Here is a 10,712-nt window from a genome sequence, read left to right as displayed (position 1 = left end):
GCGGGGTGGGGGTGGCGTGGGTCAGGCGATGTTGCCGGCGGAGCGGCGACGGCGCAGGGCGAACGCGCCCGCACCGATGCCGCCCACGAGCAGGGCCGCACCGCTCGCCAGGCCGCCGCCGGAGACGGACAGGCCGCCGCCGCCCGTGTGCACGCCGCCGTGCGGCATCCAGCCGCCCGCCTTGCCGGCCTCGGGGTGCTTCTCGTCCTTGGCCTTGTCGTCGGCCTTCTTGTCGTCGGCCTTACCGGCGTCGGGCTTGCTGGAGTCGGCCTTGGCGTCGGGCTTGCTGTCGCTCATCGGCTTGTCCTGCATCTTCTGTCCCTGCCAGGCCCCGGGCTCCTCGGAGGTGACCGGGTGGTTCTGGGTCGTCTGCTGGTCGGCGGCCGACCCGGCGCCGGGGTCGGCGCTGGCCAGCGGAGCGGTGAAGGCCAGGATCGCGGCGGTCGCGGCACCGACGGCGAGGGAACGTGAAACACGCATCAGAGGGGGTCCTTTCGCAGTGCCGCGGGCGGGCGCCGACGCTTCGTCGGGCCAGGGACTCGCCCGGAGCACCTCCCTCACCGTGGGTCAGTTCACGGTCACCGGCCACCGCGGCGCTGTCCTTCGGGTGACCCGGCGGGCCATTCGTCATCCATGAGAGTGGCCTTAGAGCGCCGTCAGGCCGTACGCCCGCTCGCCCCGCTCCCGCCCCGCGCCGGAACGCGGCCGAGCTGGACCGCCGCGAGGCCGGCACGCCGTCCGGGCCCGGCTCCTCGCGCGCAGCGCGTCGGCGCGGGCGGGTGCCGCCAGTGGCCCCGCACCCCTTCGCCGTCGCCCGGGCCGGCAGCGGCCCCGGGCTCAGACCACGGACGCCCGCCCGGGATCAGCAGGGTCGATCCCCACCTCCTCGAACCGGCTCTCCAACGCCTCCAAACCGGCCTCGTGCCGGAAGTCCTTCTCCGCCTCGGTGATCGGCAACAGCCACAGGAGCCGGGCATGAGCACCGTCGGCCCACCTGAGGATCTCGAACTCGGGACCGAAGGGATAAGGCAGGCTCACCAGATAGTGATCGCAGGAGGACTCATCGAGCCAGGGCCTGCCGATCGGCACCGTATGCCCGACGTCGAGTCGTTGGCGGGCCGGCCCGCAGTGGTAGTAGGCGTTCATCGTGACGCTCTCCAGGTTGAGCCACTCGTCGCGCGGTGCCGCGAGGAAGAATTCGACACCGTGGCCGTCCTGCTGCGTCGATTCCCAGCACCCGGACGTCACGTACAGCCACCAGTCGCCCGGGTGGGCCGGGTGGACCCGGAACACCCGAAAATCCGGCGCGCGATCCTCGATCGGCCCGTCCACCCCCGGGACCTCGTCGATGACACGGCCCGGGAGCGTCGTGCGGAGATGCGCGAGCAGAGCAGAACGCGCGGTGGTGTTCGACATCCGGACATCATGCCGGAGACCGCCTGCAGGTTGCTGAGTGCCTGCCCTTGAAGGACGGGCAGTGCCTCGGCGTGGTTGGACGATCGAAGCGTGAGGCCAGGAGCGGGTGGACGGGATGACGGGTGGCGGTCCTGTCAGCAATGTCGTGAGGAGCTGGCCCCAGGTGCTTATGCCTCGAAACTCGGCTCAAGTCGCAGGTATCGGTCCCAGATGAGGGCCTTGCGATATGGACCGTCCCCACCGCTGTCGAACTGCGGCTCATCGAAGCGGACCCAGTACGCCAGCTCCCCGGGACGCGCCCGAGCATGCTGCACAGGCGCCGGAGCAGCGAGATCATCGATCGTGCCGAGGAACTCACGCTGCCACGGCCCGTCCCATGAGGCATCATGCAGCACTCGCACCCGACTCCCTGACGCCAGCCCGCTCGCTGGCCACTCATGGTCGAACGGACGGCGGAGGATGGGGTCGAGAGCTTTGCGGTCCAGTGTGCTTGCCGGGTCAGGGGCGGAGTCGGACGTCATGCCCTCATCCTTGCGCCAGACCGGTCAGGGCCCCACAGGTTAAAGAACATGCTGAGCTGTCCGGGCCTGCCGCGTGCTCGGTGGTCACTGATCGGCGGCAGCGGCCCTGGAGACGGCCGGGCCGAGGTCGGCGGGAAGGTGGGCTATCGCCAGGGTGACGGCGTGCGCCGCCGTGGTGGCTTCGCCGATGAGTCCGGAAACCGAGGACGCGATCCTTGCCTCCGTGAGTGGCCCCTGCTCGTCGGGCACCGTGACGAGATCGACACCGAGGCCGGTCGCGGTCCGCTCTAGCAGGTCGGACAGGCTTCGCGCCGCCATCACGTCGGGATACAGGTCGGAGTCCACCTCAGCAGTCGGCAGCCGCGGGGCCGGAAAGGGAGGGAGAGCGCCGCCCGGCAGCCCCGGTGCCGCCTGCGAGGCAATCTCGCTGGCCCGACGCACGGGAGAGCGGGATGATCTCCACCGTGGGAGTGCCCCGGGAAGCGGCGATCGGACTGGTCGAGGCCTGGCTCGCGCGCGAGCGTGTCCTGGCGGTCGGCGCTTGCCGGTGGAGCCAGAAGGTCGTCGTGTCCGGGGTCGAGGAGCATCCGCCGGGATGGCTGGTCTTCTGCCAGTCGGCCGCGTATCTCCGGACCCGCAACCCGGAGCACCTGCTCGCGGGCGTCGGGCCGCTGCTGGTCGATGCGTCGGACGGCAGTCTGCACCTGATCCCGCGGGCGACCTACGAGACCGGCGAATGGCAGGACCTCTACCGGTACGACGTGAAGGGCGAGGTCCGACCGGACCCGGTCGTCACCCTGGTCGGCTCGGTCCTGGAAACCCGGGGACCGGTGGCCGCGTTGCGGGAGCTGCGCCGCAACGCGCCGGGGATGAGCATCGGTCAGGCCCGCGCATACGTCGCCGCCCTGGCGTCGCGCCAGACTCCGGGCGTGGAACTGACGGCCCTCACCCGCCCGCCGGAAGCCTCCCCGACGCTGCCCCTCACCACCCTGACCCTCGCGCCCGTGGCCGCCCCGCAGTTCGGCGCACGCTCGACCGCGGCCCGGAGCCTCGGGTACTACCGCGAGCTGATGCCGGGGGAGGCGCAGGCCCCGACCATGCTGACCTTCCTCCGCGCCAACCCCACCGAGGACGACCCGGCTCTCTGCTCCTACCTGCGGGCCGGCACACCCCTGGTGGCCACGACGACCCTGACCAGCTGCTGCCTCACGCCGACCAACCGACCCCTGGGCAGCTGGGCGTTGCTGACCGACGGCACGTGGCTCTGGCCCGGCGGGCTCGCCCACTACGTCGAGCAGCACCACCTGAGACTCCCGCCCGACTTCGTCCGGCACGCGCACCGCCATGGGTGGACCCCGCCGTACGTCGGTGCGCAACGCCTGGCTGACCTGGAACGGGAATTCTGCGGAGCCGAGGAGCCGGCCGCCCCGGGGCGCGGCGTTTCGGGCAGTTGAGAATCACCACCCTGCAGGGATTCATCCGGGGCGTGGCGGTTCGCCCCGCCCGAGCGCTGCCCGACCGGGCTCCGGTCCTTCGCCGCCACCGGCCGTGCGGCTCAGCTCTGGGCCGTGGGCCGGACGACGATCTCGTTCACGTCGACGTCGGCGGGCTGCTCGATGGCGAACGCGACGGCCCGTGCGATCGCGTCGGGCGGGATCGCGATCCGGTCCCGCACGGACGTGATCTCCGCCCTGACCCGGGTGTTGGTCGAGGCCTCGGCGAAGTCGGTCGCCGTCATCCCGGGCGAGACGGTGGTCACCCGCACCGAGGCGCCCGCCTCCTGGCGCAGTCCTTCGCAGATGGCCCGGACCGCGACCTTGGTCCCGGCGTAGACCGCCATGGCCGGGACCACCCGGAAGGCGGCCGTGGACGCGGTGGTGACGAAGTGTCCGGAGCCCTGCGCCCGGAAGACGGGCAGCGCGGCGGCGATTCCGTGCAGCACGCCCTTCACGTTGACGTCGACCATCCGGGCCCACTCGTCGACGCGCAGATCGTCGAGCGGCGAGATCGTGCCCACCCCGGCGTTGCCGACGAGCACGTCCAGTCGACCGAAGCGCTCACCGGCCAGCGCGACCAGAGCGTGCAGGTCCTCCGGCCGGGTCACGTCGGTGCGGAGCGGGACGGCCGTGCCGCCCGCACGCTCGATCCGGGTCACCAACTGTGCCAGGCGCTCGGTCCGGCGCGCGCCCAGGACCAGCCGTGCGCCGCGCTCGGCGAGCAGCAGCGCCGTTGCTTCGCCGATGCCGCTGCTGGCTCCTGTGATCGCCACCACGGTGTCGTCGATACCGGCCATGACGTCATCTCCTCAATCCTCGAACATCGATCCGCAAGGCGTGGTCCTCGGCGCCGGGGCCCGGGCCGGCCGTGGCAGCGTCCGGGTTCCCGCCGGGCTCCCGTCGGGTTCCCGCCGGGGATCCGCCGCGCAGCTGCGGGCCAGCTGCCAGCCAGTGCGGCGAGTGCCGCGGCCCGTGCGCATGCACCAGTCTTCATCGGCCTTAACCTGGTATCCAGAGCCGCTTTATTCTGGAACCAGAGGTGCCACCGTCATGCCGACGCCGTCGGACCAGCGCCGTCAGCTCGGCGACTTCCTGCGCAGCCGCCGGGAGCGCCTGACGCCCGACGAGGTCGGGCTGCCCCGGACGGGCCGCCGGCGGACCCCGGGGCTTCGCCGAGAGGAGTTGGCGCTGCTGGCCGGGATCAGCGCCACCTGGTACACGTACTTGGAGCAGGGACGGCAGATTCGGGCCTCCGAGCAGGTGCTGGCCGCGCTCGCGACGGCGCTGCGGCTCGACCGGTACGAGCGCGAGCACCTCCTCCAACTCGCCGGCCACGCCCGAGCAGCGCAGACTGCGGGCCGCGAACTCCTCACGGCCGAGGCGGCGGCCGTTCCGCTGCTGCTTCAGCCGAACCCGGCCTACATCATCGACGGCGCCTACGACGTGCTCAGCCACAACCGGGCGACCGCCGAGCTGTTCCCGAACCTGGTCACCGGAGCGGACCGGCCGGCCAACTTCGTCCGCTGGGTCTTCCTCGAACCGGCGGCCCGGGAGGTCCTGGTGGACTGGGACGACGAGGCGCGCGGACTGCTCGCCCGGTTCAGGGCGCAGGCCGAACGCCACCCCGGCGAACCACGGTTCGCCGCCCTGGTCGACGAGCTGACCGAGGGGAGCCCCCAGGCGCGAGCCTGGTGGCCGCAGTACGACGTCCAGGCGCGGCACAGCGGCCGCAAACGACTCCGGCACCCGCAGCGGGGAGCGGCCGACTACACGTACACCGCGTTCCACCTGGCCGACCAGCCGGATCTGACGCTGGTGGTCTACTGCGACAGCACCGGCGGCGCGGCTGCCGCGTCCTGAACCCGGGCCCGGTGGCGGGCCGGTGGGCCCGGCCGGGGGTCAGGAGGTGCCGTGCGACCACCAGTGCCGCTTCGGCTCGGGGGCCGCCTGCGGTGGCGGGGGAGTCACGGGCGTGCTGTCGGCGGGCGGGTGCAGGCCCGCGCGGTCGTACTCGGTGGCGGCGATCGCGTCGACGAGCTCGTCCTCGCTCATCCGCTCCGACCCGGGCACGTGCGGAACCAGCCCGATCAGCACCCCGTCCTGCAGGACCTCCGCCTCCAGGCCGAGTGCCTCGCTGCTGTCCCAGACCGCCTCGCAGTCGGGGAGCACCACGCGCACCGCGAACTCGTACACCCCCAGCTCGGCCACGTGCGCCATCACCTCTCGGTCCCGCAGCGCAGCCACGAGTCGCCCGGCACGTTCCTCGTCCATCGCGGCACCGCCCTCGTCTCCGCAGCTCGGCCCCCATCTGCACCCACCGTAGGCCGTCCGGCCCGCCCCGGCACGAGCGCGGACGCCGCACGGCGGGGGCCGGTGCACCCCGCGGGCTGCCCCGGCCGGCCTCAGCTCGCTCGCCCGAGCCCCCAGCACGGCGGCCACCACGACGGCGACGGCCTTCTCCGGCGGCTGCGCGGTCATCGCCCGGACCACCGATGCTCCGGCGGATCGGTCCTGGCGATCATCAGCGGAAGCCTCTCGGGCCGGGCGATCACGCAGCAGTCACCGCGCCGAGGTAAGGGGTGAAGTGCTCGGCGACCTCTGCCGCCACCGCCGCCGCGTCGAGCGTGCCGTCGACTTCGACGACGCGGATGCCGAGGCGGCGGGCGCTCCGTGCCGCGTCCTCGGCGACCAGGCGGTCACGGGCGACACGGTTGGCCTGGGAGCGGGCCGGGTTGCTGACAGGGGCGTGGAGGGTTCCCGCGCGCGGGAGGGTCCGGAGTTGGTGCTGACGGAAGTCCTCGGTGGGGACGAGGACGACCATGCGCCGAGGTGAGTCGAGCAGTGGTGCGACCAGCTCCGGTCGCAGCCCCCAGCCCTCGGCGATCGCCGGCCGGCCGGTGAACAGTGCGCGCAGGTCGTCCAATGCCCACTCGAAGCGGACCGGGAAGCCGGCCAGCGTCTCGGCGGCCATCTCCTCCGGGCTCCGGTCCGACCAGACCTGGTCGGGGGTGGGGTCTCCCACGGGCTCGCCGAGGGTGACCCGACGCGCGATCCGGCGATCCTGGTGGCCGCGGGAGTCGTGGTAGTCGTAGTGGTACACCGTCAATCCGTGCTTGCTGGCGATGAGTTCGGCAACGGTGCTCTTGCCGGACCACTGTGCGCCGCCGATCCACAGCGTGCGCCGCAGGCTGCCGTGCGGATCCCAGACGCCTGACATGGGTGCCCTCCCGTCGGTACGCGGTGCAGACCTCCGCCCGGGAACGAGTGTCCTGGTGCGACAGCAAAAATTGCAGTCTTGTCTTCGCCGGGTGGTGGGCACAGAGTGGAGAGGGAGGGGTGGATCGCGCCCCTCGTGCTCCTGGCCGTGGCCGCTGCTTCCCAGAGCCGTTGGTGAGGGGCGATCGCCGGGGTGCTGCCTAGTCCAGGCGGCGCAGCCAGTCCGCCGCGACATGGCCCAGAACCAGGTAAACGGCGGCGGGGATGCCGTAGTTGAGCAGCGTGCGCAGCCATCCCCGGGACGGCGTGAACAGGTCGTGGGCCCAGGTGGACAGCCAGTCGGCCGTCCCGTGCACCCAACGTGCCAGGTCGTTGGACGGGTTGGCGTTCAGCAAGTACAGGACGATCCACATGCCCAGGATGCCTGCGACGACATCGGCGACGACCGTGACCGCGCGGGCCACGCCTGCTCCTCGGTATCTGCCAGTCATAGGTGGCGTGTAGCCGCTCTCCGCGCAGGCAAACAGGCGACTCGTGCTGGGGGTCGGCACGATGTCGACAGGCGTTGCGCGCGCGTGTGTGTGTTCAGCGGCGCGACGTACGGCGTCCGGTCAGCGGGAGCACGGTGAGCGGCGGTCGGGGGACGTCGGGTGCGGTGGCGAAGCGTGTGATCGCGGTGCCGGTGCAGGTGAACTGCGCACGGTGGTCGGCGGGTTCGGTGCGCTGCCCGGGTGCCCGGGTCTCCAGGGGGCAGCGGACCGTGTCGAGTTCGAGCGCGGCGGTGCCGAGCACCACGGTGTCGGCGCCGGTGCGTGCGCCGAGTCCGGCGAGGTGGTCGCGGGCGTCGGCGCGGACGGCATTGACCAGGGCGCTCCAGCCCACGGACTCGGCGTTGGACCAGGTGCCCTGCTGCTGGAGCGCCTGCCGGTCCTCGTGGCGAACTCCGATCGATCGGCCGACCAGGAGCTCGACCGGGACCCAGCCGGCGCCGATCAGCTTGGCGAAGTCCGGGCCGTCCAGGTGGGTGCTGAAGGGGCGTGCGGCCCGTACCGGTCCGCGCGCCCGCACCGCGGTGCCGGTCAGGGTGAGCTCGGAGCCGTAGTACGCGGTGCCGGCCGCCGCGGTCAGCCGCACGCCCAGCACGCCGTCGCCGCCGAGTGCCGTGCAGGCCCGGCCCAGCCGTTCCAGGGCGCGGAGCCGGGCTCCGTCCAGCACGTCCACCAGGACCGAGCTCGGTGCCCCGGCGCCGGACAGCTGGACCGGGGCGGTGTCGGAGCGGGCGCGGCTGTGCCCGGCCGTGGCCGGGAAGCCGCAGGAGTACGGGTGCCAGGCGAACCGGTCGCCCGCCACCTCGACGTGGAACGCCCCCGCCCCCGACGCGAGCCCCACCGGCTCGAAGCCGACCGCCCGCACCGCCGCCACTGCTGCCGGTGAGAGGCTCGCCGCCCATGCCCCGCGCCCGCCCGGTGTCTGCGTCATCGTTCCCCCCACCGCGGAGCGGCCCGCCCAGTCGCCACTGTCGCAGGCGCCGCCGCGCCCCGACAAGACGGCTGACGCAGCACGGGGCATGACGGTGCGTCAGATCCGAGCCCCGGTCCGGGGGCGGGGAGTCCGGTGCGGGGGTGGTGTCGGCCCGGCCGCGTCGGCCGCGTCGGCCGAGCCGGATTCGCGGGTTCAGTTCGCGGCCCGGCGGCGGGCGCGATGGGCAGCGACCGTGGTCCGACTGGCGCAGGCGTTGGAGCAGAACCGGCGGGTGCGGTTGCGGGAGTCGTCCACGTAGAGGCGTTCGCAGTCGGCGGCGTGGCAGCGGCCGATGGTGACGGCGGGGTCGCCGCAGGTGACGTGGGCGAGTGCGGCGGCGCAGCTGCGCCCGAGCCAGCTGACGGGGTCCTCGCCGTTGGGGGCGAAGTGCAGGTGGGGTGCGCCTTCACCGTCGTGGTCGTCGACCCGGATCAGGGGTGGGTACTGCTCCAGCAGCGCATTGACCGGGCCGAGCGGTCCGCCGTGCGAGGCGGCCCGTACGGCGTCGGTCAACAGTGCGACGAAAGCGCCGAGTTGTTCGGGCTCGGGTTCGGCGATCCGGTGCTGGTCGAACATCGCCCGGCGCAGCTCGCTCGGTTCGTCGCCGTTGACGATCTCGACGGCGAGTCGGGTCAGATTCCCGATGTAGTCGACGTAACGCACTTGACCACCTACATATCGATCCTGAAGAGTAGGCATCATGACGACTGATGCCACCTACATGATGGATGCCGAGGCCGCCTCGGCGCGAATGCTGCAGCGTGCGGGCCGGTGGGACGAGGCACTGGCCGGGCTGGCACCGGGTGAGGCGGTGGCGTTGCGGGCCGAGATCCTGGTGGACCGCTACTGGTGGTCGCTGGAGGGCGGCGCGGCAGCGGCGGAGGCGGTCCACCTGCTCGGGGCCTCCGACCCGGTGCTCGCCGGCTACCTCTCGGCGCAGGTCCGGTACACCCGGCTGCTGTTCGACCTGGCCCCGCTCGCCGAGGACCTGGAGCGGGCCCGCGAGGAGTTCACCGCCGCCACGGCCGACCCCCGGCTGACCGGCTGGGCCGTGTTCTGGCTCGGTGTGCTCGCCGACAACGTCGACGAGGATCCCGAGGTCGCCGAGCCCGCCTACCGCGACGCGCTCGGGCACGCCCAGCAACACGGCGACGCCCTGTTGGAGTCCTACGCCCTGCGCCACCTCGGCGACCACCTCCTCGACCGGGACCGTGAGCAGGGCATCACCCTGCTGCGCCGCTCCTACGACCTTCGGGCGTCCCTCGGTGCCCGCCCCCAGACGGCGGCAGCGGCCCTGACCCTGGCCGGCGAACTGCCGCCCGGCACCGAGGCCGACCACCTGCGCGCGACAGCCGCCGGGACGGCCGCCGACCTGGGATTGACCTGGCTGCTGCGCGCTTTGTGACGGTACGACGCGGGTACCACGGTGGCCGTGCTCACCGGCGACCCGCGCGGCGCTACCCGAGTCCGGGCCGGCCCGGCGGTCCACCGGTGGTCCACCGGTGGCGGCCCGGTGGTCCACCGGTAGGGAGGCGTGGCCGTCGCACTGTCGCAGCGTCACCACCGGCGGGCGGACCGGTCACGGAGGGGGCTCGGCGGACGACGGCGTTGGTGCGGCTGCCGTCGGCCGCGGCCGACGGGTCGTCTCACGCGGTGGCGGTGGCGGTGGCAGGCCCGGGTGCGGGGGAGTGCCACCAGCGCCGCGAGGCCAGCGCGGCCAGGACCGCGCCCGTGGTGTTGACCAGCACGTCGTCGATCGACGAGACCCGGTCCAGTTGGAGCACGTACTGCAGGATTTCGATCGTCGTCGAGCAGGCTGCCGCGAGCGCCGCGACCCGCCCCAGTGAGGCCAGTGTCGCGAACCGCACGGGGCCGAAGAATCCCAGCGCGGCGAGGACCAGGAGGTTCCCACCGACCTGGACGATCGCGGAGCCCGAGCCGGCCCCGACCGTCGCCACCAGGTCGCGCAGCGGCACCAGGCTGATCTGGGTCGGGGCGTGCGGGCCGGCGTGCGGCCCGGGCAGCATGGTCATCCACACCCACGGCAGCGTGCCGTACACGATCCCGACCTCCGCGAGCGCGGCACGGCGCGCCCGCGTCGGTGCGGTGCCGGCGGCCGTGTGACGGCGGGTCAGCAGCGCCACGGTCAGCGCGGCCAGGGGCAGCGCGAGGACGGTGAGGAAGACGATCCCGTTGATCGTGCCGAGGTAGGCGTGCGGCCGGGTGCCGTGGCGGCCGAGCGGTCGCTGGGCGACGAAGCCGACGAGGGCGGCGGCGAGCAGTGCCAGGGCTCGCAGCGCGGTCCGGCGCGCCCGGCGTGCCTGGCGCAGCGGCGTCGTCGTCGGCGGTGGTGCGGTGTGGTCCATGGGCGGTATTCAAACGCCTGCGGTGGTGCAGGTGGCGATCAGGGGTCGGGTGTGCGGGCGCGGTGCTGGCGGGGGCGTGGGCGGAGCGCCGTCGGTGCAGTGCGACCGACGCGCGCTGCCCGCGGTGATCGCGGCACCGGGGATCGGGTGCCGTATCGGCAGCCAAGGGCCCTGGG

At 73.1% G+C, this 10,712-nt stretch carries 13 protein-coding genes; 3 read left to right on the top strand and 10 right to left on the bottom strand.

Translation table 11 applies throughout. From position 1 onward, the window contains the following. Window positions 1-21: 21 nt before the first annotated feature. From ACFW1A_RS32755 to ACFW1A_RS32745, 3 genes are all read right to left on the bottom strand, one after another. Entirely contained in the window at window positions 22-480 is a 459-nt protein-coding gene (locus ACFW1A_RS32755; protein WP_380415391.1) for a hypothetical protein, read from the bottom strand. 357 nt (window positions 481-837) lie between these two features. Continuing rightward, a complete protein-coding gene (locus ACFW1A_RS32750; RefSeq protein ID WP_380415389.1) occupies window positions 838-1,416 on the bottom strand; it encodes a suppressor of fused domain protein in 579 nt (192 codons plus the stop codon). Between the two features lie 605 nt (window positions 1,417-2,021). Then, the gene (locus ACFW1A_RS32745; protein ID WP_380415387.1) at window positions 2,022-2,282 is read right to left on the bottom strand and encodes a DUF6193 family natural product biosynthesis protein; all 261 of its coding nucleotides are present in this window, start codon (window positions 2,280-2,282) and stop codon (window positions 2,022-2,024) included. 107 nt (window positions 2,283-2,389) lie between these two features. Here ACFW1A_RS32745 and ACFW1A_RS32740 point away from each other — a divergent pair, with 107 nt between their 5' ends. Further along, window positions 2,390-3,391 carry a YrhB domain-containing protein gene (locus ACFW1A_RS32740; protein ID WP_380415385.1) on the top strand — a complete coding sequence of 334 codons (1,002 nt, stop codon included), beginning with the start codon at window positions 2,390-2,392 and terminating at the stop codon, window positions 3,389-3,391. A 101-nt stretch (window positions 3,392-3,492) separates the two neighbouring features. Here the strand turns inward: ACFW1A_RS32740 and ACFW1A_RS32735 are convergent, their stop codons facing one another. After that, entirely contained in the window at window positions 3,493-4,230 is a 738-nt protein-coding gene (locus tag ACFW1A_RS32735; RefSeq protein WP_380415383.1) for an SDR family oxidoreductase, read from the bottom strand. A 253-nt stretch (window positions 4,231-4,483) separates the two neighbouring features. Between ACFW1A_RS32735 and ACFW1A_RS32730 the strand changes: the two genes are divergently transcribed. Continuing rightward, window positions 4,484-5,293 carry a helix-turn-helix transcriptional regulator gene (locus ACFW1A_RS32730; RefSeq protein ID WP_380415381.1) on the top strand — a complete coding sequence of 270 codons (810 nt, stop codon included), beginning with the start codon at window positions 4,484-4,486 and terminating at the stop codon, window positions 5,291-5,293. Between the two features lie 39 nt (window positions 5,294-5,332). Here the strand turns inward: ACFW1A_RS32730 and ACFW1A_RS32725 are convergent, their stop codons facing one another. From ACFW1A_RS32725 to ACFW1A_RS32705, 5 genes are all read right to left on the bottom strand, one after another. Continuing rightward, window positions 5,333-5,704: a hypothetical protein gene (locus ACFW1A_RS32725; protein WP_380415379.1), complete on the bottom strand. Its 372-nt coding sequence runs from the start codon at window positions 5,702-5,704 to the stop codon at window positions 5,333-5,335. Window positions 5,705-5,981: 277 nt separating this feature from the next. After that, a complete protein-coding gene (locus tag ACFW1A_RS32720; RefSeq protein WP_380415377.1) occupies window positions 5,982-6,650 on the bottom strand; it encodes a hypothetical protein in 669 nt (222 codons plus the stop codon). 199 nt (window positions 6,651-6,849) lie between these two features. Further along, on the bottom strand, window positions 6,850-7,113 hold the full coding sequence (locus tag ACFW1A_RS32715) for a hypothetical protein (RefSeq protein ID WP_380415375.1): 264 nt from the start codon (window positions 7,111-7,113) through the stop codon (window positions 6,850-6,852). Window positions 7,114-7,234: 121 nt separating this feature from the next. Next, entirely contained in the window at window positions 7,235-8,128 is an 894-nt protein-coding gene (locus tag ACFW1A_RS32710; protein ID WP_380415373.1) for a heavy metal-binding domain-containing protein, read from the bottom strand. Window positions 8,129-8,323: 195 nt separating this feature from the next. After that, window positions 8,324-8,833, bottom strand: a complete 510-nt coding sequence (locus tag ACFW1A_RS32705) for a CGNR zinc finger domain-containing protein (protein WP_380415371.1) — start codon at window positions 8,831-8,833, stop codon at window positions 8,324-8,326. Window positions 8,834-8,870: 37 nt separating this feature from the next. On the opposite strand from ACFW1A_RS32705, the gene ACFW1A_RS32700 reads away from it, so the two are divergent. Beyond that, window positions 8,871-9,575 carry a hypothetical protein gene (locus tag ACFW1A_RS32700; RefSeq protein WP_380415369.1) on the top strand — a complete coding sequence of 235 codons (705 nt, stop codon included), beginning with the start codon at window positions 8,871-8,873 and terminating at the stop codon, window positions 9,573-9,575. A 241-nt stretch (window positions 9,576-9,816) separates the two neighbouring features. Here ACFW1A_RS32700 and ACFW1A_RS32695 read toward each other — a convergent pair whose 3' ends face one another. Continuing rightward, window positions 9,817-10,536: a VanZ family protein gene (locus ACFW1A_RS32695; RefSeq protein ID WP_380415367.1), complete on the bottom strand. Its 720-nt coding sequence runs from the start codon at window positions 10,534-10,536 to the stop codon at window positions 9,817-9,819. Window positions 10,537-10,712: the final 176 nt, after the last annotated feature.

Origin of the sequence: Kitasatospora sp. NPDC058965, assembly GCF_042741245.1 — a bacterium.
GTDB lineage: Bacteria > Actinomycetota > Actinomycetes > Streptomycetales > Streptomycetaceae > Kitasatospora.
Note: the sequence above shows the minus strand (reverse complement) of the source record. Positions and strands in the feature narration are given on the sequence as shown.

Coding starts and splice junctions, on each gene's coding strand:
- ACFW1A_RS32740 (WP_380415385.1), top strand. CDS start 2,390: ATGATCTCCACCGTGGGAGTGCCCCGGGAAGCGGCGATCGGACTGGTC.
- ACFW1A_RS32730 (WP_380415381.1), top strand. CDS start 4,484: ATGCCGACGCCGTCGGACCAGCGCCGTCAGCTCGGCGACTTCCTGCGC.
- ACFW1A_RS32725 (WP_380415379.1), bottom strand. CDS start 5,704: ATGGACGAGGAACGTGCCGGGCGACTCGTGGCTGCGCTGCGGGACCGA.
- ACFW1A_RS32750 (WP_380415389.1), bottom strand. CDS start 1,416: ATGTCGAACACCACCGCGCGTTCTGCTCTGCTCGCGCATCTCCGCACG.
- ACFW1A_RS32710 (WP_380415373.1), bottom strand. CDS start 8,128: ATGACGCAGACACCGGGCGGGCGCGGGGCATGGGCGGCGAGCCTCTCA.
- ACFW1A_RS32720 (WP_380415377.1), bottom strand. CDS start 6,650: ATGTCAGGCGTCTGGGATCCGCACGGCAGCCTGCGGCGCACGCTGTGG.
- ACFW1A_RS32755 (WP_380415391.1), bottom strand. CDS start 480: ATGCGTGTTTCACGTTCCCTCGCCGTCGGTGCCGCGACCGCCGCGATC.
- ACFW1A_RS32695 (WP_380415367.1), bottom strand. CDS start 10,536: ATGGACCACACCGCACCACCGCCGACGACGACGCCGCTGCGCCAGGCA.
- ACFW1A_RS32735 (WP_380415383.1), bottom strand. CDS start 4,230: ATGGCCGGTATCGACGACACCGTGGTGGCGATCACAGGAGCCAGCAGC.
- ACFW1A_RS32700 (WP_380415369.1), top strand. CDS start 8,871: ATGACGACTGATGCCACCTACATGATGGATGCCGAGGCCGCCTCGGCG.